Genomic DNA, 21705 nt, shown 5'->3' with positions numbered 1-21705 from the left:
GTCGGTAGTGGGGAGTGATTATGCGGATCGTTGAGTGTCATGCGCGGCGAGTGTGTCCCAGGCTTGCGCTGATCATGCCGAGGACCAGGAGGGCGGCCATGATTAGGAAGGCCGTGTGGAATCCGCCGATTCCGGACCCTGCCACCAGCACGGTGGATACCCCGGCGACTCCGGCGGCGCCCCCAACTTCGCGCATGGTCTCGATCAGGCCGGAGGCCAGGCCCGTGTCCTCCTCGGCTACCCCGGTCAATGCGCCGATCTGGAGAGCGGGTTCAACAAGTCCGAAGCCGATTCCGGCTAGCACAAACGCCGGCAGCACGTCGGTCACGTAGCTCCCGTCGCTCGGGACCCGAGCCAGCCACAGGGCGGCGGCGGCGAAGAGGACGAGTCCCGTGATCAGCAGTCGGCGGAGACCGACCTTGGCAACAAGCCGACCTCCGATGATGGCGACCGGAAAGATGGTGGCCGTGGTCGCCAGCCACGCTAGGCCCGTGTCGATCGGTGAGTAGCCCAACGCCTGCTGCATCAGCAGCGAGCCGATGAAGATGAACGCGAGGAATGCACAGCTCGCCAGGAACGCGGTCAGGTTGGAGCTGATGAGGGACCGGTTGCGCAGTGTTGCGGCCGGTACGAGCGGGGCCTTGGCGCGGGCCTCGATCCGTACGAACGCCACCATCAGTATGGCTGCGGCGGCAAAGAGCGCCAGCGTCGACCCGGAAAGCCAGCTGTGGCCGGCGGCGTGGTGCAGCGCGTAGATGAACAACAGCAGGCTGCCGGTCACGGTGATCGCTCCGGCGATATCGAGTCTGGTCTTCCGATCGCCGGTCCGACCGGGGGCGAAAGCCGCCCCGAGCAAGATCAACATCAGTCCGGTGGGAACGTTGATGTAAAAGGCCCAGCGCCAGCCAGGCCCGGCTGTCAGTAGCCCGCTGGCGACCACCCCGGCCGACGCGGCGATTCCGCCGACGGCACCGAAGATGCCGAGAGCGCGCTCCCGCTCGGGTCCCTCGGTGAACGTGACGGCGATCAATGAGAGGGCGGTCGGAGCGATCAGCGCGGCGCCGAAGCCTTGAACAGTGCGGGCCGCGATCAACACGTCGGCTTGCTGTGCCACTCCGGCCAGAAACGACGCCCCAGTAAAGGTGGCTAGTCCGATGATGAAGACGCGCCGTTGGCCCAGCCTGTCGGCTAACCTTCCGCCGAAGAGCAGGAATCCACCGAGTAGCAGGCTATACGCGACGACGACCCACTGCAGCATGCCGTGACCGACGCCGAACTCTGCCTGAATAGAAGGCAACGCCACATTCACGATGGCGATGTCGATGCTGACCATGGCTATGGCTGCACAGGCCATGGCCAGCACCAGGTTTCTCGTGATTCGCCGGCTCGGCGCGGCGACGGTGCGGGTCTGGGTTTCAGCTAGTGCGTGTGACATTGGTCGTTCCCTTGTCTCGTCGGGTTTTGACCCACCGACGAACAGGACGAGAAGGGATCGACATCACTCGCGAAAATTCTCAAAGACGCTGCAGCCGGCGGGTCAGATAGCGTCGTTCCGGCTCGGTCGGGGCAAGTCGGAGCGCCTCCTCATAGGCGCCCTTGGCCTCTGCCAGCCGACCAGCCCGGCGGAGCAGGTCGGCCCGAGTCGCCGGCAGCAGGTAGTAGCCATCCAGCCGGCCGGACTCGGCCAGCTCATTCACCAGGGCGAGACCGGACGGGATGCCGTAGGCCATCGCAACGGCCACGGCACGGTTGAGCTCGACCACCGGCGACGGCGCCAGGCGGCCCAGCTCGGAGTAGAGGGTCGCGATCTGCTCCCAGTCGGTGCCCTTGGCGTCGCGTGCCGTCGCGTGGCAGGCGGCGATCGCGGCCTGTACCTGGTAGGGCCCGCTCCTCCCCATAGCCATTGCCTGGTCGAGGACGGCGACGCCTTCGTCGATCAAGGATCGATCCCACTTAGTGCGATCTTGATCTTCGAGGCTGACCAGCACGCCATTGTCGGTACGGGTTGCCCGTCTGGCCTCGTTCAGCAGCATCAAGGCCAGCAGCCCACGCGGTTCGGCTTCATTCGGCATCAGTCGGACCAGGACTCGGGCGAGGTGGATCGCTTCGGTGGTCAGCGCCCGGGCCTCGTCGTGTTCGTCGTACCCGGCATTGAAGATCAAATACAGGACGGCCAGGACGGTGTTCAGCCGCTCGGGAAGCAGATCGGCCGATGGAACCCGGTACGGAATGCCGGCATTAGTGATCTTGCGCTTCGCCCGCACTAGACGTTGCGCCATCGTCGTTTCGGTGGTGAGGAATGCCTTCGCGATCTCCGGAGTAGTCAAACCCGAGAGGGTGCGCAGCGTGAGCGCGATCCGTGCCTCGAACGGCAGCGCCGGATGACAGCAGGTGAAGATCAACCGCAGCCGCTCGTCCGGAATCTCTTCCAGGTTCGGCTCCTGCGGCTCGTCACGGGCCAACACGGCCAGCTGCCGCAACTTCGCCTGACCCGCCTTATCCCGCCGCAGCCGATCAGTGGCCCGATTGCGCGCCGTGGCCGTGAGCCACGCACCCGGCCGGCTCGGTATCCCGTCCCTCGGCCAGGTTGTCAGCGCTGCCGCGAACGCGTCTTGCGCGCAGTCCTCGGCGAGGTCCCAGTCGCGGGTCAATCCGATCAGCGTCGCAACGACCTGACCCCATTCCTCCCGATACGCCGCATCGACGGCCCGTGCCACATCGTCGGGATTATCGGGGTTGGTCATCTTCCCAGACTGGACGGATCTCGACGCTGCCGTGCAGGGCATACGGGTGCCCCTTGGCGATCGCGATCGCCTCGTCAAGATCGGCGCAGTCGACGAACACCACACCGCCGACGAAGTCCTTGGTCTCGGCGAACGGCCCATCGGAGATCAGCGTCTCGCCATTGCGGACCCTCACCGTCGTCGCCTCGGCGACCGGCCGCAACCGCGCGCCGTAAAGCTCTGCCTGACGCCGCTCCAGATCCGCACTCCAGGCTTGGTTCACCGGATCCGCGTTCATTTCCTCGTGACTCGGCGAGATCGTCTCGTCATTGCAGATCAACAAGGCATACCTCATGGAGGAGAGTATTGCACCGCCGGGAAATCTCCCCGATTCCCTGCGCCGACGGCCGGGGCGTCTAAGTCCGCAACGTTCGGCGCCGGCGCTTCACAGAGGACCTGGTCGCTGGTGGAGTATGCCGTCTTCTTCCCAGGAAGACTGGGTGATGGGGCGAAGCTGTTCGACCAGGCCGCGCCGCTCGATGTCGGCCAGCGTGCGGTCGGGCGACATCTGCAGCATGGCCGCGGTAGGCGAGCGGCCGCCTAGGAGTCGTTGAGCGGTGGTGATCAGGCGCTTGGACGATCGTACCCACGGGTCCCGGGCGGGGGATCCGTGCTGATCATCGTCCGCGGAGTGCGTCGAGGTAGGTCTGGGCGCGTGCCGGGCGGCAGGTCGGAGTCTGCCCCCACTTCGTCTCGGGCACGATTCATATGGCGCTTGCGCCGCGAGGTTGACTCAGTGCCGCTGACCCCTCTGGGCCGGTCGGTCTCCCCACGTCGACGGGGGATCAGCCCGGGCCGTTGGGATGGGCGAGGTCGTAGGCGCGGGAGAGCTTCTTGGGGACGACCATGCGCCAAGCGTCGACGACGAGTTCACGGGCCTCGGTCGGGTCCAGCGCGGCAAGGTGGGCATGGACCCAGTTGAAGCGCATCTCTGATGGTGACGGCATCTGGAACTTGTGCGGCTCGCTTGAGACCAGGGCTGCGCGCTCCTCCTTGGGGAACGCGAAACCCATCACGCTCTCGTCGAGGGTGAACGCCACATAGACGATCTGACCGACGCGGAACTTCAACGCGCCGCGCACGTACGCCCGGTAAGAGCGTTCCAGTTCGGTACCCAGCGGCAGAACGTCTTCGATCACCGCCATGCTCGGAACCCCATGATGATCGGGCAGTACGGGCCATCTGCCCGTACTCTGTCCGGTGCCCGTAGCTCGCCCTGCTGGGTCCAGGCCATCGCTATCCCTTCCGCAGCCACGTTGCACAGGTAGACCGCGACCGCGACACGGATTCATCGGGGCTGCCGTTCGCCGGTGGGCTGGTCGGTCGATAGGAATTGTCCGCACGATCGCGTGTTCTCCCAGGTGGAGACCTCACTTCCTGGTGTGCGCCGCCGGACGCCGCGGCCCTGGGCGAAGCCCGTTACGCGGAGTTTCGAGCTGTCGGATGCGGCCAGCTCGCCGTCTCCAGGTGGGCCGGCGAGTTTCGAGGAGTCAGCCGCCGCTCCGTGCAGCCCTCCGCTGCCGTGGGGCAGCTGATCACAACCGGCCTGGATGATGGCGTTCGAGGAGGTGTGGCGACGGGCTGAAACCAGCTGACCGGTACAGCGGGAGGGCCAGATCGTTGGCGCTCACCGTGACACGACGCACCCCACGTGCGTCGGCCTGCTGGCAGAGCGCCTGGATGAGAGCAGCGCCGATGCCGAGCCCACGATGTTTCGCCGTCACGAAGACGCTCTGGATGTCTCCAGTCAGCCTGTGCCGATCGTGCAGGTCGGGGACGCGCTCGTAGACAACCATCCAGGCCATCCCGACGAGTGTTCCGCCGATGTCTGCAACCCGGCACAACAATGCGTCGCCCTGAGCGGCAATCCAGTCGTCGAGGTGCTTCGCAAATGCGACCTGAACGTCCCGCGGTGGCTCGCGGTCCAATTGCGCCCTCTCGGTTTTCAGCCTCGCCAGCTCCCGCACATCCTGCGGCGTGCTCCCTCGGACCACAACATCACCCATGGCGACAGCGTCGCACATGACAGCGTGGACCCCGCGGATCGCCAAGGACGATGATGCATCGCATCCGTACTCAGTCGAGAAGGGCATCGAGGACTGGGAGTGCCTGCCCGCTGTCGTCGTCGAGAACGATCACGCCGGTCACCTGATCTCGATCCACAACTGCTTGGACTTCTACGACTACTCGAAGCCATGGATCACACACGCGAGCATGCAGCGGATCGACGTCTACCGGGCACGTTCACCATCCAGCTACTCGGCCGGCAGTACATGGCGCTCCGCCTTGCGGCGGCGGAGTAGGCCACCAACGTCACCACACCACGAGTGTCGTCGGCGCCCCGCGCGGGTGGCGTTTCCGTCCGTCGGCGGAGGGTATCTGTGCCGGTAGACGCACCGATACACGATTCAGCACGGGGGAGGCGCACGATGGCCGGGACATCGGAGAGCGGCCGCTCGGGCCCGATGGCGGAGGTCCGCGAGGGCATGCGCGTGCTCGACCGTAGCGGGCAGGAACTTGGCTCGGTCGAGGATCTCAAGATGGGTGATCTGGGTGCCGACACCAGCGCCGGGCAGCTCATGGATGAACGCACGGACATGGTGCAGGAATTGGGCCGAGCTTTCACCGGAGGTTCAGACATGCCGCCCCAACTGGCGGAACGGCTCCGTCGGCTGGGCTACTTGAAAGCGTCGCGCACAATGTCGCCTGTCGATGTGTACGTCGCAGGTGATCAGATCGAGCGCGTCGACAACGGCACGGTCTATCTGAACGTGGAGCGCGACGACCTGTACGCCACATAGCGGTCAGGCTGGTGCCGGCGGTGTCGGACAACCGCCGTGTGGCGGATCGGCGGAGCGTGGTCGCGCCCTCACCGCCGCTGAGGGCTGAACCGCTCTCCAGCCGCCTTCCGCCCGACCGGCACAGGTCAACGATGACGCGGCGCTGCCAGACTGGTGCGGCGACCAGCTCCGCGCGGCTGAGATCCTGGGGCGATGCCGCTGACTAACACCTGGCTTGCAGGCCCCACCCCCGACGGGGAACTCGACCGCGAACACCTCGAAGAACGAATCCTCAACCTGCTCTCCAGCCAGAATATGGCAGTCATCGCCACCGTGGACCCGAACGGAGCGCCGGCAGCCACACCCGTTCGCTACTCCAGCCTCGGGTTCGAAATCTTCTACACCAGCTGGAACGACTCACCCAAATCGCGGAACCTGCGTCGTGATCCCAGAGTCTCGGCGGGGATCTTCGCCCCACTGGTCGGCCAAGCCAGCAGTCGCGGTGCGCAGCTATTCGGCACAGCACGTACTCTCGAGCGAGACGATCCCGAGGCGGAAGGCTATTGGGAGGCCTTCCGCTGGCAATGCGATCACGTCGAACGGGGACGGTCCCTAGACGAGCCACCCACCGACCCGCTCACGATCATTACGCCGGACCGGATTCTGTACACCGAGCACTGGCTACGCCGCAGCGGCTACAAGCCGCGCCAAACTTGGCTGCGTCCATGATCAAGACCAGTCGCAGAGATGGCGAGAGGCTGCCGCATGAACCGTTGGCGGGCCGGGCGAAGTTCGGTCTTGACGACCGCGTGGTCCAGCGACGCCGAGCATGGCACGTTGAAGGCCTCCACAAGACGACGCTAAATCGTCAGCAGATCGATGGCGGCGGGGCGGCAGCGAAGTCTTAGCGGTCGGCGACAAGCAGCAACTGCGCCCGGAGGTTCAGCATCTCGTTGTCGCGGCCGCGTCCCCAGTCGACCGCGTCGGGTTGCCGGTGGGACCACCACGCGGGGCCGCTGAACCGGCCATCTGTCCGGCGCGATCGTTCGACTACATCGAGTGCTTCGGTGGCGCGCGGGTCGCCTAGCATGCCGAGGAGTTCGAGGAGGCGGAGTCCCTGCAGGATGTCGTAGTGCCAGTACGCCGGGTAGTGCAGCTTGATCCAGGAGGGATGGATCACTTCGTCGGTCCTGGTCGAGCGGAACAGCCGGTGCTCCAGCAATAGCTGCGCCGAGTCGCGCGCAGCCGCCCGGGCATCTTCGCATCCGGTCGTTTCGGCGAACACGGCCAGGCCGATCGCGGGTGTGACGGTCTCATGGAACGACGATCGTCGCGCGTCCTCCCGGACATCACAGTTCCAGCCTCCATCTGGCCATTGCCATTCCAGGAGCGCGTCCACCAGGGTTCGCGTCGCCGGTTCACCGGCAAAGCCGAGCAGCGACAGCGCGTACACCGCGTTGCCTTCCTGTGAGGCACAGCGGCGGGTCAAGCCAGCGATCGTGCGGATGCCGCGTCGGTGGGCAGGAGACGTGAGCCACGACAGCTCCCGTTCGACACCGTCGTCCAACCCGCCGGTACCGGGCGGTGTTGCCAAGTCGGCCAACGCGACCAGCCGCCAATGCGTTCCCCACCATTTCGTGTAGGGATGTGTGTCGGGAAACCGCAACAGAGTCTGGACCCGCGGGCTGGCCAAGACGTCAGCGGATGCGTCGCCCGCCAGGTGGCGGATCGCGGGGTCGCGAGATGTCCGCAGCCACCTCCGTACGTCGGTCGTCGCGGTCATGGCATCCAGAGTGCCACGGCCGCGATCGGCCGAGCGTAGGGTTCAGCCACCTGCACAGGAATGTCACCCTCTCCGCCGCGATGAGAATCGCCTTCTGCCCGAGTCCACCTCTTACACACTGATCTGACTGAGGAGACGTTCATGGCTACGTTCAGGACGACCCTGTGGGCGAGCGGCGGTAATAACGTCGGCATCGTCGTGCCGGAAGACGTCGTGCTCGGATTCGGGCGCGGAAAGCGGGTGCCGGTGGTCGTGACGATCGACGGCGAGTACAGCTACCGCAACACCATCAGTTCGATGGGCGGGAGATTCCTGATCTCGTTCAACGCCGCTACCCGGGCGGCGACCGGCCGTGGCGCTGGTGACGAGGTCGAGGTGACTCTTGAGGTGGACGATGCCCCACGCACAGTCGAGGTGCCTGAGGCCCTGGCCGAAGTCCTCGCCGACAACCCGTCGGCATCCGAGGCCTGGGCTGCCCTGTCGTACAGCAAGCAGCGTCAGCATGCTGAGTCCATCCTGGATGCCAAAACCGAAGAGACACGCAACCGCCGAGTGCAGAAGGTGCTGGCCGCACTGAGTTCGTGAGACACCGGCGTCGATTCCGGATCTGGCGGTTCGGCGTCGGTTCGCGGACGATGGAATTACTGCCGTCGTCGACGTGGTTATGGTGTGGCATGAGTGTCGATCTTGGTGTTATCGGGATATGGCAGCGGGCGGGTGTTCTGGACAGCGACTTCGCCGTCGAGATCGAGCGGCTCGGGTACGGTGCGATCTGGATCGGCGGTTCTCCGCCCGGGGATCTCCGGCTCGCTGAGGAGCTTCTGGACGCCACGGAGAACATCGTGGTGGCGACGGGGATCGTGAACATCTGGGCTGTCGACGCCGGCGCCGCAGCACAGTCCTATCACCGCATCGTGGCTCGGCACCCGGGTCGTTTCCTGCTCGGCGTGGGGATCGGCCATCCCGAGGCGACCGGCGCGTACCGACGTCCGTACGACACGGTGGTCGCCTACCTGGACGAGCTCGACCGGCACGGCGTTCCCGCCTCCGGCCGGGCGTTGGCCGCTCTGGGGCCGAAGATGCTGCGGCTGGCGGGGCAGCGCACCGCCGGGGCGCACCCGTATCTGACCACGCCGGAGCATACGAGGCAGGCGCGTGAGCTCATGGGGGCCGAGGCCCTGCTCGCACCCGAGCAGAAGGTGGTGGTCGATACCGACGCCGCCCGGGCCCGGGCACTGGGCCGGCGGGCCGTGAGCAACCCGTACCTGCGGCTCACCAACTATGTGACCAACCTTCGGCGCCTGGGCTACACCGACGACGACGTGGCGGGCGGCGGCAGCGACCGGCTGATCGACGCGCTCGCCCCGCACGGCGAGCCGGACGCGGTGGCGGGCAGCATCACCGCGCATCTGGACTCCGGAGCCGACCACGTATGTGTCCAGGCGCTTGGGGAGGACCCGATGTCGGGATACCGTGCCATCACCGAGGTCCTGCTGACCTAGACCCCACAATGCCGGAGTCCGCCGGTCGGCTCATGGCCGTGCCGCGCCGAACGTACATCCACGCTGAGCGCGACGGGCGGAAGGTGCATGTGGTGCTGGAGATCGACACGCAGGGTTCCACACCGGTCACAGCGTACGTACAGCACGCGCCCCTCCGAGGTCGCGTGGCTCGACTCCACCAGCCACCCGTGCTCGTGGAGTCCAGGTGGCTGAGTCCGGGCGTCCTGATCGTGAACTTCGGGAGATGTCATGTGCCCAGCGTGATGTAATGGCGTTGTGCATCTCAACCCTTACGGCGAGTATGCGGTGCTACTCGCCGCGTCACTGGCCAACGACTGGCCCGCGGATCGCCGCGGGATCGACGCACGGATGCGCCGGTTCGGCATGACCATGGAGTTCCCCGAAGCACCAGACGATCACCCGCGCACCCGGCGGGTGATCGACGACTGGCTGACCGTCGTCGACGCCGCAGACCCGGAGGAGCGGGCCTCACTCCTGAACGCTCACATGGCCGCTGCCGCCGCGTACCCGCGGCTGACGAATCACCACGAGGAAGGCTGGCACTTGCACTATCGCGATGAACATCAGTCGCTGCCGGACGTGCTCCTCGCGATCATCAGCGTGGGCACGGCACTCCATCTCACCACCCGGGGCATGCATCGCCTCAGACGATGCGCTGCAGGACAGGCTCACGGGGATCCGTGCACGGCCGTCGTCGTTGACATCACCCGTAACGGACGTCAGCAGTACTGCTCCGTCCGATGCGCAAACAGGGCAGCGGTTCGGCGACACCGGGCCCGAGCGCGGGCGCGGGCGTAGGGTCGGGCTCCGGGCGTAGGGGCGGGCGAATGCGCAGGCGCGGGCACGGGTGCGCTAGGCAACTTCCGTCGGGCCGTGGCAGCATGTGATACGTGACCGGCAATCCTGCTGCTGCTCAGCACCTCCGTGACCTCGTCCTGCTGCGCCGGGTCCGCGACCGTATCGATCGCGAATACGCGCAGCCGTTGGACGTCGAGGCGCTGGCACGCGGTGTGAACATGTCGGCCGGACACCTGAGCCGCATGTTCCGACGGGCCTACGGGGAGTCGCCCTACAGTTACCTGATGACGCGGCGCATCGAGCGTGCGATGGCGCTGCTGCGACGCGGCGATCTCAGCGTCACCGAGGTCTGTTTCACGGTCGGCTGCTCGTCGCTGGGAACCTTCAGCACCCGGTTCACCGAGCTGGTCGGCGTGCCACCCAGCACCTATCGGCAGCAGGTGACGCGTGTGACCGCGGGTATGCCGCCATGCGTGGCGAAGCAGGTGACCAGACCGATCAGGAATCGAGAAGCGCCGGTCACCCACCCGCAACTAGCGTGACTGCCATGGACATCATCATCAACGCGAGCTTCCTGCCGCATGACGACCCGGACGCCGCCATGGCGTTCTACTGCGACGCTCTCGGTTTCGAGGTCCGCAAGGACGTCGGATACGACGGGATGCGCTGGATCACCGTCGGGCCTCCGGGCCGGCCGGAGATGAACATCGTGCTGACGCCGCCGGCAGCCGACCCCGGCATCACCGACGAGGAACGGCGCACCATCACCGAGATGATGGCCAAGGGGACGTACGCCGCCATCATGCTGGCCACCCACGATGTCGACGGAGTCTTCGATCGGGTTCAGGCCAGCGGCGCCGAAGTCATGCAAGAGCCCACCGACCAGCCGTGGGGCGCCCGCGATTGCGCCTTCCGCGACCCCGCCGGCAACACGGTGCGCATTCAGCAACTGACCTGATCCGTTCAACCCGCGCCGTATGCCGGCGAAGCCACGCACGGCTGACCCCGAGATCGCGCATCTCGGGATCAGCTGCGTGCGCGGGTCCGTGCATGACCTCGAGAATGGTTAGATCGAGGCAGGCGACGCCGAGACCACACGGCGAAGGCACCCGGGTATCAGATGGAGAGACGATGAGCTTGACCACCAACGTGGACGCGCAGCCGGCTGCGCCGCACATTGCCGACAGTCACGACATGATCCGCGTGCACGGCGTGCGCGAGAACAACCTGAAGAACGTGAGCGTCGAGATCCCGAAGCGCCGGCTGACCGTGTTCACCGGCGTCTCCGGTTCGGGCAAGAGCTCGCTCGTGTTCGACACCATCGCCGCCGAATCGCAGCGGCTGATCAACGAGACCTACAGCGCCTTCCTGCAGGGCTTCATGCCGAACCTCGCCCGGCCCGATGTCGACCTGCTCGAGGGGCTCACCACCGCGATCATCGTCGATCAGGAGCGGATGGGCGCGAACCCCCGGTCCACCGTCGGTACCGTCACCGACGCCAACGCGATCCTGCGGGTACTGTTCAGCAGGCTGGGGACGCCGCACATCGGGCCTGCCATCGCGTTCTCCTTCAACGTCCCGGCGCGGAAGGCGAGCGGGGTGATGACCTCGTCCACGGGCGAGAAGACCGTCGTCCGCGACGCCGTCTATCACGGCGGCATGTGCCCGAACTGTGAAGGCCGAGGCTCAGTCTCCGACGTCGATCTCACCCAGGTCTTCGACGAGTCCAAGTCGCTCTCCGAGGGAGCCATCACCGTCCCCGGCTACAAAGCCGACGGCTGGATGGTGCAGACGTTCACCGAGTCGGGGTTCCTGGACCCGGACAAGCCGATCCGCGACTACACCGAGCAAGAACTGCACGATTTCCTCTACAAGGAGCAGACCAAGATCAAGGCCAAGGGCATCAACGTCACCTACGAGGGACTGATCCCGAAGATCCAGAAGTCGATGTTGTCCAGAGACATCGAATCGCTGCAGCCGCATATCCGGGCCTTCGTCGAGCGGGTGGCGACGTTCACCGCCTGCCCGGAATGCGGCGGCACCCGGCTGAACGAGGGAGCCCGGTCGTCGAAGATCGACGGCAAGAACATCGCCGACGTCTGCGCGATGCAGATCACCGACCTCGCCGAGTGGATACGCGGCATCGATGAACCCTCGGTTGCTCCGTTGCTGTCGGCGCTGCGTGCGAACCTCGACTCGTTCGTGCAGCTCGGCCTCGGCTACCTCAGCCTGGATCGCCCCTCGGGCACACTCTCCGGCGGCGAAGCGCAGCGCATCAAGATGCTCCGGCACCTCGGCTCGTCGCTGACCGACGTCACCTATGTCTTCGACGAGCCGACCATCGGGCTGCATCCGCACGACATCCAGCGGATGAACGACCTGCTCGTGCAGCTGCGCGACAAGGGCAACACCGTGCTGGTCGTCGAGCACAAGCCGGAGGCGATCGCGATCGCCGACCACGTCGTCGACCTGGGCCCCGGCGCGGGCTCCGCGGGTGGGGACGTGGTGTTCGAGGGCACGATCGAAGGATTGCGGGCAAGCGGCACGGTCACCGGCCGCCATCTTGACGATCGCGCCGCGCTCAAGGACACGGTGCGCGAGCCGGTCGGCGCCTTGGAGGTGCGCGGCGCCGATGCGCACAACCTGCAGAACGTCGACGTCGACATCCCGCTCGGGGTGCTGGTCGTGGTGACGGGTGTGGCCGGATCGGGCAAGAGCTCCCTGATCGAAGGCTCCGTGTCGGGGCGGGAGGGCGTCGTGACGGTCGACCAGAGCGCTATCAAGGGTTCGCGACGCAGCAACCCGGCGACGTACACCGGGCTGCTCGAACCGATCCGCAAGGCGTTCGCGAAGGCCAACGGCGTGAAGCCGGCGCTGTTCAGCGCCAACTCCGAAGGGGCTTGCCCGACGTGCAACGGTGCCGGTGTCATCGTCACCGAGCTCGGTTTCATGGAGACCGTGGAGACACCGTGTGAGGACTGTGGCGGCAAGCGGTTCGGGGCAGAGGTGCTGGAGTACACGCTCGGCGGAAAGGACATCAGCGAGGTGCTCGCGATGTCGGTGGCCGAGGCCGAGGAGTTCTTCGGTGCCGGCGACGCACGCACACCGGCCGCCCACAAGATCCTGCAGCACATGGACGACGTGGGGTTGGGATACCTGCACCTCGGCCAGCCGCTGACCACGTTGTCCGGTGGCGAGCGGCAGCGGCTGAAGCTGGCGACACACATGGGTGAAAAGGGCGGTATCTACGTCCTCGACGAGCCGACGACGGGCCTGCACCTCGCCGACGTGGAGCAGTTGCTCGGCCTGCTCGACAAACTCGTCGAATCGGGCAAATCAGTGATAGTCATCGAGCACCACCAGGCGGTCATGGCACACGCGGACTGGATCATCGACCTCGGTCCCGGTGCCGGTCACGATGGTGGGCGGATCGTCTTCGAGGGCACCCCGGCCGACCTGGTCGCCGCCCGTTCTACCCTCACCGGCGAGCATCTGGCCGAGTACGTCAAGAGCTGAGCGGAGCGTCGGACCGGACGGGTGGTGAGGCGACGACGAGCCCATCCCGACGCGCACACGCCACCTTCAGTACTCGGGGTGTAGCCATGCGTCGGTGATGTGCTTGTCGCTCGTCGAGATGCGACCGAGAGACTCGGCGATGTCCAGCGCTTCCCCAAGGCCCGTGTCGCCGGTGAATTGCAGCTCGAAGCGGCGCCCGTCGGGTGTATCCCAGCTCAGGGAGCTGGCACCGGCCACGGACGGCTCGAAGACCCCGAACCCCGAGACCGACGGGTCATCGGCCACGACTTCGGCCGGGATGGCGCCGGGTACCGAGACCACCCTGGCCTCAGCCGGGGAACTTGTCGCGCTCGACACGATGAGGTTGAGCAGCGGCTCTTCGTCTGGACGGCCGTAGCTCACGCTCCACTCGTGCACGTCCTTCCCGACCAGGGATTGCGGAACGACCACCTCGAAACCGTCCAGGAACGACGACGCGACGACCTGATCGTGGTCGATGCGGATCGCCTCCATCACGTCCAATAGCTCATCCGCGTCCAGACCGACTGCCTGGGCCGCCCACCACGAGCCGTCCTCGGACCAGTTGAGTGCCAGTTGCGATGCGGACTCGTCCCAAGTCAGCAGGTAGCCACTACCTTCGCGCATCGATACTTCCTGGGAGCGACCATCCACCGGCTCGTACCGGCCGAGCGTCGGTCCGTACACCGAGATAGCCGCTTCGACGTTGCCCTCTGCATCGCGCCGCAAACCGACGGCGTCCAGGTCCGACAACGGGCACTCGACCTGTGTTTCGGTCGCCGAGACCGTCTGCAGCGGGGCGTCGACCGTGCCGTCCGGCGGCAGGTACACCAGGTCGGCACGGACGTCGGTGGGCTCGAGGAGGTCGCTAGGTCCGCCGAAGTAGTGGCAGTTGGTGCTGGCGGCGCTCGCTGGCGGCGCACCGAGCACCCAGGGGATCGTTTCGCCGTCTTGGTCAATGGATGGCGAGAAGGCCGCGATCGAGGCCGTCACCAGTCCGGCAACCCCGATCGTCGTCGCTACGCCGATCCGGCGGCGACGTCGTACCCGGCGAAGCGTCGCCGCGCGTGCATGGATTTCTGCGGGCGGAGGAGCGGGGCGTGTCTCCACCATCGACCGCAGCTCTGCCAGTTTCTCGTCACCGATCGTGCTCATCGTGTCCGCTCCTTGTCGACGTCGTCAGCCAGGATCTGCGCGAGCCGCCGGCGCGCCTGATGCAGCGTCGCGGCTACCGTTCCAGCACTGACTCCCATGACGGCTGCTACTTGGGCTTCGGAAAGGTCGGCGACGTATCTCAGCGCGACTGCCTCGCGTGTCCGCGGCGGCAACTCCGCGACGGCGCGCCATAGCGCCGGCTCCGGTTCCGGCGGCGGTTGGTACGACCTCGGCCCGGCACGTAGGCGCTGCTGATGTCGCCGTTCCAGCCGTAGCCGCCGCAGCGTCGACCGGACATGATTGAGCGCGGTCGCGTAGACCCAGCCCGTCGGTGAGTCCAGTGCATGGACCTTGCGCCAGCTCACCAGCGCTCGCGTGAACGCCTCTGCCGCGGCTTCCTCGGCGAGGTCGGCGTCCCCGATCGCCAGCGCCAACGCGCCGCGCACTTGCGGGAAGGCTTGTACGTACCAGTCGTCGAATCCGTCGTGACCGCCGTCTGATCTCTCGTCGCCCATGCCCTCAAGACGCACAGCACCCCCTGGATCCTTTAGGGGACTGGCACAAGATCACGCGTTTGGCCCTTCGATCAGGTACCTCGTCGGCGCACACGTCGCAGTATGGGTCGCAGTCTAGGCAGACCCAGCTGACGGCTGGGCGACGGTCATGCGCAGTAGTGTGCACGCATTTGTCCGGATCCGTTGACCGTGAACCAATGATGCAGCACGTTGCCGGAAAGCGCTTGCTGTCCATGCCAGGGAGGTCATGATGACGAGATGGTCGAGAGCCTCGATCGCGGCGTTGGTCGCCGGGGCGTTCGCAATGGTGGCTGCGATGGTGGTCGTCGTGTCGTCCGCCGCTCACGCGGCGGATATCGACACCGGCGCCTGGTACGTGCTGGAGTCCCGGCACAGTGGCAAGGCCATCGAGGTCGCGGATGCCTCCGTCGAGGACGGGGCCGAGATCGTCCAGCAAACCCGCCACGACGCGCCCAACCAGCAGTTCAGGTTCATCGATGTCGGCGACGGCCATTACCGGTTGATGGCCCGGCACAGTGGCAAGGTCATCGACGTCTTCGAGAGATCGACCGAAAACGGTGCACAGGTCGTCCAGTGGGCTGGCAACGGCGGGCCGAACCAGCAGTTCGAGGCCCTCGATACGGACGGCGGATACGTGAAACTCGTCAACCGGCACAGCGGAAAGGTGCTGGATGTGTGGGAGCGGTCCACCGCCGACGGCGCTCGGATCTCCCAGTACGACGACACCGGCGGCGCGAACCAGCAGTGGCAGCTGATCGAGGTCGACGACGGATCGTCACAGCCAGAGCCAGATGCCGGGCCGATGGAGAACCTTGATCGTGGGGTAGTAGCGGTGCGCTCCAGCAGCACCGAGGTGCTGGTGAGCTGGCGGTTGCTGGGGCTGGACCCGGACGGCATCGGCTTCAACGTGTACCGGTCCACCGGCGGGGGAGCCGAAGTACGCTTGAACTCCAGCGTCCTGACCGGGGGCACCAACTTCGTCGACTCGACCGCGGACCTGAGCCGGTCGAACACCTACCGGGTGCGTCCCGTGGTCGACGGGGCGGAGCAGCCGCCGAGCGGGGCGTTCACGTTGCCCGCCAACAACGACACCGAGCCCGTGGTCCGGGTCCCGCTGCGTCACGGCGCCCGCATCGACTACGCGTGGGTTGGTGACCTCACCGGCGACGGCGAGTATGAGTTCGTGGTGGATCGGCACGCCTCCCCGCACCAGAAGATCGAGGCCTACACCAGAGACGGACAACTCCTCTGGGAGGTCGACATGGGGCCGAACAGCACGGACCGGAACAACATCGAGGGCGGCTCGTCCACCATCGACGTCGGTCACAACGACGGCGTGACTGTCTACGACTTCGACAGCGACGGGCGGGCCGAGGTCGCGCTGCGCATCGCCAACGGTGTCACGTTCGGAGACGGAACCACATTCAGCCACCCCGATGACAACCACCAGTTCGTCGCCATTCTCGACGGGCAGACGGGCGCGATGCGCGACTCTGCTCAGGTGCCCACGGACTACCTGTCGGACGGCCCGATGTACGCCCGGTTCGGCGTGGGTTATCTGGACGGGTCGACGCCGAGTCTGGTGGCCTATATGAAGAACCGGGTCGGCAACGGCGGCTTCAACCTCATGATGACCGCCTGGAACTTCGACGGCAGCGACGTCAGCATGGAGTGGAAGTGGCTGCGCGGCAACCAGGATGCGCCGGACGGGCACAACACCCGCATCATCGACGTGGACGGTGACGGCACGGACGAGGTCGCCGAGATCGGATTCGTGCTCGACGGCGACGGCAGCCTGCGCTACTCATTGGGCCCGCAGGGCATCGTGCACGGCGACCGATTCCACATCGCCGACATGGATCCGAGCCGGCCGGGCCTCGAAGGATTCGCGGTCCAGCAGAACAATCCGAGCGGTCTGCGCGAGTACTACTACGACCCGAGCGACGGTGCCATGATCTGGCAGCATGCCGGATCCGGATCACCCGACGTGGGGCGGGGGATGGCCGGTGACATCGACCCGAGGTTCCCGGGCATGGAGGTCTGGTCCTTCGACGGTCTCTACAACGCGCCATCGAACCAGCTCACCGAACCGGACACCTCGCTGCAGCCGTGGCCGCAACTGGGCCTGTGGTGGGACGGTGACATCCTGATGGAGCTGCTCAACGACGGCAAGTTCGAGAAGTGGGACTGGAACAACCCGACCCCGACCAATGCGCTGCCGCGGCTGCTGAGCGTCTGGCATTACGGAGCAGTGAATGGTCCGCGCAATAACCCGGCCCTCGTCGGCGACATCCTCGGAGACTGGCGGGAAGAGGCAGTGTACGCCAACGGCGACTACAACGAGTTGATCATCTTCACGACGGATCACCCGACCGACACCCGCCTGTACACGCTCGCGCACAACCCTGCGTATCGCAACGCCATGACGCTCAAGGGGTACATGCAGTCCCACCACGTCGACTACTTCCTCGGCGACGGCATGACGACGCCGCCTCACCCGGATATCTCGTACGCGGGCAGCCCGGCTCTCGAGCCTGCCACCGGGGCGAGGAGGTAACGCTTTCAGTGTGCGCCGGAGTCGGCATGGCTATGCTTCAGCAGTGACGCTGGAGGGGAATCGCGGAGTCCCGCGCGTGCCGAGGCCGAACCTCGAGATGACCCGCCGACTGGTGGTCTGGGCGCCTATGCTGATCGTTCTGGCTGTCTTGGGTTGCTCGGGCGACAGGGGCGAGCTGGTGTTCGGTGGAGGCACCGGTGCGGTGGCCGAGGACATAGAAGAACTCGACGAACCGGGAGCGGTGCTTGGTGTCTGTGACGCCCTCACGAGGAGCCCGTGGGTGACGCTGAACAACGAGATCATCACCAACACTGGGGAACGGTCCGTGACGATCAGCGCGGTCACGGCCGTCAATCCGGTGGGAATGGAGCTAGTCGAGGCGGCCCTTCTGGAGATTCCCACTCCCGGTCAGGACGGCACGACCACACTTCAACCCGCCAACGGATCAGGCCGCCCGCCCCGGGATGCCGAAGAATCGCAGGCGTGGGACGCGCGGCGGCCCGCGGTGGGCGAGACCATCGAACCGGGGGAGGAGTGGGTGCTCGCCACCGTGTTCAAGCTGGACGATGCGGTCGCGTCGATAGACCGGGTCCGGATCGCATATGCCGACGACGGAGGCCGATCGCGCGAAGTCTTGGGGCCGATCGAGCTTCATGTGGAGCGCGAATGCTGAGAGGAACCGATTCAGCGTCAGAAGAGTCGGATGGGCTCGAGGGCTGTCTGTGCGGTGGACGATGCGGAACGTGTCGACCTGTTCGCGGTGCTGGAGAAGCTCATGGCAGCGGTGTTCGCGGCGCAGGTGGGTGAGCAGGTCGACGTCGACGCCTCGCAACAGGCGATCAACCAGGGGAGGGGTTTGCGTGGGGAGCGGGCCAGGCGCGGCATCGCCAGCGGCGGGTCATCCTGATCAACTGCACGCCTCACCAGCCAACCACGGTCGACCGCCGACTACGCTGGTGGCGGCCTTGACCCGAAGGGAGCACCATGTGCGACACGCCTGATCTCGTCCTCCGGGATGCCCGCCCGTTCGGCGCCGACGGCACGCGCGATGTGCTGCTGAGTGGCGGTCGCATCGCGGAGATCGGTCCTGCGGGCACGCTCGACGGAACCGGCCGGGACGAGATCCGGCTCGACGGGCGCTTCGTCGGACCCGGGCTGTGGGACTGCCACGTCCACTTCACACAATGGGTCGAGCAGCGTCGACGTTTCGACCTCTCCGGTGCGCGCAGCGCCGCCGAAGCACTCGGCCTCGTCCGGTCGGCACTCGCCGAGTCGTCGCTCGCCGAAGGTGAATCGCTGACCGGCTACGGGTTCCGGGACGCGCTCTGGCCGGACACACCGTCGTTGCCCGACCTCGACGCCGTGGCACCGTCCGTGCCGGTGGTGCTCATCGGCAGCGATCTGCACTGCGCATGGTTGAACACGCGCGCAGCCGAGCTGCTGGAGGTCGAGCCGCCGCCGTCCGGGTTGGTGCGCGAGACGGAGTGGATCGACGCCCTCGACCGTGTCCGGATGCGCAGCACAATGCCCGTGGACGCATACCGCGAGGCTGCCGAAGCGGCTGCGCGTCGGGGCGTCGTCGGGATTGTGGATTTCGAGAACGCGGACAATGCGACCGAGTGGCCGGCACGGGTCAGCGCAGGTGTACGGACGCTGCGGGTCGAGGCATCGGTGTGGCCGGACCGGTTGGATGACGCGATCGCAGCAGGGCTGCGCACCGGGATGGACCTCGAACCGTCCGGGCTGGTGACCATGGGTCCGCTCAAGGTGGTCGTCGACGGTTCGCTGAACACCCGCACGGCGCTGTGCTGGGACCCGTATCCCGGCCTGGACCCGGCCGCGCCGCACGCCTGCGGAGTGTCCAGCGTTCCGGTCGAGGAACTGCGCGCGCTTCTGCAGCGCGCGGGCGCCAACGGCATCGGCGCCGCGGTGCACGCAATCGGAGACCGGGCCAACACCGAGGTGCTCGATACGTTCGAAGACCTGGGTATGACCGGCGCCATCGAGCACGCCCAGTTGCTGCGCGAGGACGACGTCGCCCGGTTCGCGACGCTCGGGCTGGTCGCCAGCGTGCAACCAGAACACGCGATGGACGACCGGGACATCGCCGAGCGCTACTGGCACGGGCGTACCGGGCGAGCGTTCCCGTTCGCGTCGCTGCACGCGGCCGGCGCGACATTGCGTCTTGGATCCGACGCTCCGGTGGCGCCGCTCGATCCCTGGCAGGCCATCGCCTCGGCAACGAGCCGAAGCCGGGACAACCGGGCGCCGTGGCACCCCGAGCAACGGCTGCCGATCGGCGTCGCTCTCGCCGCCAGCAGCCGCGGTCGCTCCGGTGTCGTCGTCGGGGATCCTGCGGATCTCGTCGTCGTCGATCGCGACCCGTTCGCGTGTTCGCCGGACGAACTCCGCCGGATGCCGGTCACGGCGACGCTGCTGGCCGGTCGTTTCACCTGGTGTGACTTCTCAATCCGCCGGAACTCATGAGCCGCGGCCTGAGCCGGTACCCGTTTCGCGCACCCAGGGTCCGGATACCGGGGCTGTATGCAGGATCATCGGTTACGCGGTCTGCGGAGAGTCGGAGCGATGAGCGCGGTCGCGGTGCTCGCGGTCGCAGCCTGCGGCGACGCGGACGATGATGCCGGGGACACTCCGGAACCGACCCCGGACGAGACCGCTTCGCCCGGGCCGACGGACACGGCCAGCAGCGACTCGTCGCCGACATCGAGTCCCGGGCCGACGCGTGCGCTGCAGGATTGCGTCAACGGCGAAGCCGGGTACTCGGTCGCCTACCCGGACGACTGGCACACGAACCCCGGCGACGTGGTCGCGGCATGCTCCCTCTTCGATCCGGAGCCGGTCACGCCGGAGGAGGGGACCGAACCGGACGCTGCAATCGTGTTCAACCGCAGTGACGTGACCTTCGAGGACGCGTCGTCGTCCGAGTCCTTCGGACGGGTTCGCTCGCGCGACTCCGCCACCGTCGCCGACCGGGAAGCAGTAGCCGTCCTGCACGAGGCGACCGGCGAAGGGCTGCTGGACGAGGGCACCCTGGCGTACGTGTGGGTGATCTACCAAGCCGACGGTGCACTGATCGCCTCCACCCATGAACGTCCGGATCAGGACTTCGAATCGACGACACAGGTGCTCGACCGGATGATCGAGCATCTGGACTTCGCGGAACCTGCACCTACTAACGCCGAGCCGGCGTCGCCGGACGGCGACGGTGAGACCGATGGACAAGACGGCGGGGACAACGACGCGAACGGCGAGCGCACGGTCGTTGCCCGCTATGACAGCCAGGAACAGCCCTTTGCCGTGATCGCTGTACGTTCCGGGTCGGAGCTGTGCCTGGTGGCCCGGGCCAACGGCGACGAAGGCGATCCCGCCTGTTGGGCCCCCGACGCGGACCGTCGGCTCTCGGTGGGTCGACTCGACGTACCGGGCGGGAACGGAGCGATCGGCGGCTTCGCCGCGCCCGGGCTGGCGCGCATCCTCGCCGGTACCGAAGGGGCGGGCACGGCTGGCTTCCGCCCAACCGAGGTCGCCTCTGCTGACGTGCGTGGATGGGCGATGCCGATCGGGCAGTCCGAGACTGAACACGTCATCGGCTACACGTCCGACGGGCGGATGGTGACCGTGCTGGACGCCCGGGGCGAACCCACCTCGGTGCTACCAGAGGTGAACACCGCTCCGGAGAGCGCTGCCCCGACGGACGACGTCAAATTGCTGACGGCGGTGGACAGCGGGCTGCACGCCGGATATGACCGGGTCGCGTTCCGGTTCCGCGGCGACGAGGTGCCGGGATACGAGGTGTCGTACGTCGACGGTCCGGTCGAGGAGCCTGGATCGGGCCGTGTCGTCGACGTCAGCGGCGACGCGACCATCCTGGTGCGGATGGAGCATGCGTCCGGGCGCGAGCGCACCGGTGACGCCGAGCAGACCTACACCGGACCGGACCGGCTACCGGGTACAGGCACCTCGGCGATCACAGAGATTGTCCGGGTAGGCGACTTCGAGGGTGTCCTCACCTGGGCCATCGGCGTTCGGGGAGAGTTCCCGATGCGGGTCCAGGAGTTCGGCGACGACCTGATCGTCGACGTCCGGCACCCGGAGTAGCCCACCCCGCGCCTAGGGCGTGTCTCCTAATTCATGGCCGGGCGAGGATGATGGTGGCGGCCAGGAGGACGCCGCCGTGGTAGGTGCGGGCGTACTTGTCGTATCTGGTGGCGATCCCGCGCCATTGCTTGAACCGG

General features: G+C 66.7%; 22 protein-coding genes. 14 read left to right on the top strand and 8 right to left on the bottom strand.

The features are described 5' to 3' along the window. Nucleotides 1-37 precede the first annotated feature (37 nt). From G1H10_RS30425 to G1H10_RS30405, 5 genes are all read right to left on the bottom strand, one after another. Entirely contained in the window at nt 38-1435 is a 1398-nt protein-coding gene (locus G1H10_RS30425; RefSeq protein ID WP_163745044.1) for an MFS transporter, read from the bottom strand. A gap of 79 nt (nt 1436-1514) precedes the next feature. Continuing rightward, nucleotides 1515-2744: an RNA polymerase sigma factor gene (locus G1H10_RS30420; protein WP_163745043.1), complete on the bottom strand. Its 1230-nt coding sequence runs from the start codon at nt 2742-2744 to the stop codon at nt 1515-1517. Further along, a complete protein-coding gene (locus G1H10_RS30415; protein ID WP_163745042.1) occupies nt 2728-3078 on the bottom strand; it encodes a YciI family protein in 351 nt (116 codons plus the stop codon). The genes G1H10_RS30420 and G1H10_RS30415 overlap by 17 nt, the downstream gene beginning before the upstream one ends. A gap of 490 nt (nt 3079-3568) precedes the next feature. Beyond that, nucleotides 3569-3928, bottom strand: a complete 360-nt coding sequence (locus tag G1H10_RS30410) for an MmcQ/YjbR family DNA-binding protein (RefSeq protein ID WP_163745041.1) — start codon at nt 3926-3928, stop codon at nt 3569-3571. A 390-nt stretch (nt 3929-4318) separates the two neighbouring features. Beyond that, nucleotides 4319-4750 (bottom strand): GNAT family N-acetyltransferase, encoded by a 432-nt coding sequence (locus G1H10_RS30405; protein WP_163745040.1) that lies wholly within the window; start codon nt 4748-4750, stop codon nt 4319-4321. 55 nt (nt 4751-4805) lie between these two features. On the opposite strand from G1H10_RS30405, the gene G1H10_RS30400 reads away from it, so the two are divergent. The 3 genes from G1H10_RS30400 to G1H10_RS30390 all read left to right on the top strand — a co-directional run bounded on the left by G1H10_RS30400 (nt 4806) and on the right by G1H10_RS30390 (nt 6292). Then, entirely contained in the window at nt 4806-5174 is a 369-nt protein-coding gene (locus tag G1H10_RS30400; RefSeq protein WP_163745039.1) for a hypothetical protein, read from the top strand. Between the two features lie 38 nt (nt 5175-5212). Then, entirely contained in the window at nt 5213-5584 is a 372-nt protein-coding gene (locus tag G1H10_RS30395) for a hypothetical protein (RefSeq protein ID WP_163745038.1), read from the top strand. Nucleotides 5585-5776: 192 nt separating this feature from the next. Then, nucleotides 5777-6292, top strand: coding sequence for a pyridoxamine 5'-phosphate oxidase family protein (locus tag G1H10_RS30390; protein WP_163745037.1), 516 nt, complete (start codon nt 5777-5779; stop codon nt 6290-6292). Between the two features lie 175 nt (nt 6293-6467). On the opposite strand, the gene G1H10_RS30385 is transcribed toward G1H10_RS30390, so the two are convergent. Then, complete coding sequence (locus G1H10_RS30385) at nt 6468-7346, bottom strand: hypothetical protein (protein WP_163745036.1); 879 nt, start codon at nt 7344-7346, stop codon at nt 6468-6470. A 141-nt stretch (nt 7347-7487) separates the two neighbouring features. On the opposite strand from G1H10_RS30385, the gene G1H10_RS30380 reads away from it, so the two are divergent. From G1H10_RS30380 to G1H10_RS30355, 6 genes are all read left to right on the top strand, one after another. Beyond that, nucleotides 7488-7931: a YdeI/OmpD-associated family protein gene (locus G1H10_RS30380; protein ID WP_163745035.1), complete on the top strand. Its 444-nt coding sequence runs from the start codon at nt 7488-7490 to the stop codon at nt 7929-7931. An 89-nt stretch (nt 7932-8020) separates the two neighbouring features. Next, on the top strand, nt 8021-8848 hold the full coding sequence (locus G1H10_RS30375; RefSeq protein WP_163745034.1) for an LLM class F420-dependent oxidoreductase: 828 nt from the start codon (nt 8021-8023) through the stop codon (nt 8846-8848). Nucleotides 8849-9124: 276 nt separating this feature from the next. Then, on the top strand, nt 9125-9667 hold the full coding sequence (locus G1H10_RS34855) for a CGNR zinc finger domain-containing protein (protein ID WP_163745033.1): 543 nt from the start codon (nt 9125-9127) through the stop codon (nt 9665-9667). A 92-nt stretch (nt 9668-9759) separates the two neighbouring features. After that, complete coding sequence (locus G1H10_RS30365; RefSeq protein WP_163745032.1) at nt 9760-10209, top strand: helix-turn-helix transcriptional regulator; 450 nt, start codon at nt 9760-9762, stop codon at nt 10207-10209. A gap of 5 nt (nt 10210-10214) precedes the next feature. Beyond that, the gene (locus G1H10_RS30360; protein ID WP_163745031.1) at nt 10215-10625 is read left to right on the top strand and encodes a VOC family protein; all 411 of its coding nucleotides are present in this window, start codon (nt 10215-10217) and stop codon (nt 10623-10625) included. Between the two features lie 173 nt (nt 10626-10798). Further along, nucleotides 10799-13183: an ATP-binding cassette domain-containing protein gene (locus tag G1H10_RS30355; RefSeq protein ID WP_163745030.1), complete on the top strand. Its 2385-nt coding sequence runs from the start codon at nt 10799-10801 to the stop codon at nt 13181-13183. 66 nt (nt 13184-13249) lie between these two features. Here G1H10_RS30355 and G1H10_RS30350 read toward each other — a convergent pair whose 3' ends face one another. Both G1H10_RS30350 and G1H10_RS30345 read right to left on the bottom strand, forming a co-directional pair. Next, nucleotides 13250-14356: a hypothetical protein gene (locus G1H10_RS30350; RefSeq protein WP_163745029.1), complete on the bottom strand. Its 1107-nt coding sequence runs from the start codon at nt 14354-14356 to the stop codon at nt 13250-13252. After that, complete coding sequence (locus G1H10_RS30345; RefSeq protein ID WP_163745028.1) at nt 14353-14871, bottom strand: sigma-70 family RNA polymerase sigma factor; 519 nt, start codon at nt 14869-14871, stop codon at nt 14353-14355. The genes G1H10_RS30350 and G1H10_RS30345 overlap by 4 nt, the downstream gene beginning before the upstream one ends. 250 nt (nt 14872-15121) lie before the next feature. Here G1H10_RS30345 and G1H10_RS30340 point away from each other — a divergent pair, with 250 nt between their 5' ends. From G1H10_RS30340 to G1H10_RS30320, 5 genes are all read left to right on the top strand, one after another. After that, complete coding sequence (locus G1H10_RS30340) at nt 15122-17449, top strand: rhamnogalacturonan lyase family protein (protein WP_163745027.1); 2328 nt, start codon at nt 15122-15124, stop codon at nt 17447-17449. Between the two features lie 76 nt (nt 17450-17525). Further along, nucleotides 17526-18122, top strand: a complete 597-nt coding sequence (locus tag G1H10_RS30335) for a hypothetical protein (protein WP_163745026.1) — start codon at nt 17526-17528, stop codon at nt 18120-18122. Nucleotides 18123-18152: 30 nt separating this feature from the next. Beyond that, the gene (locus G1H10_RS30330; protein WP_163745025.1) at nt 18153-18356 is read left to right on the top strand and encodes a hypothetical protein; all 204 of its coding nucleotides are present in this window, start codon (nt 18153-18155) and stop codon (nt 18354-18356) included. Between the two features lie 77 nt (nt 18357-18433). After that, nucleotides 18434-19936, top strand: coding sequence for an amidohydrolase (locus G1H10_RS30325; protein ID WP_163745024.1), 1503 nt, complete (start codon nt 18434-18436; stop codon nt 19934-19936). A gap of 99 nt (nt 19937-20035) precedes the next feature. Then, entirely contained in the window at nt 20036-21568 is a 1533-nt protein-coding gene (locus G1H10_RS30320; protein WP_163745023.1) for an AMIN-like domain-containing (lipo)protein, read from the top strand. Nucleotides 21569-21705: the final 137 nt, after the last annotated feature.

This window comes from Phytoactinopolyspora halotolerans, from assembly GCF_010550675.1.
Classification (GTDB): Bacteria; Actinomycetota; Actinomycetes; order Jiangellales; family Jiangellaceae; genus Phytoactinopolyspora; species Phytoactinopolyspora halotolerans.
Note: the sequence above shows the minus strand (reverse complement) of the source record. Positions and strands in the feature narration are given on the sequence as shown.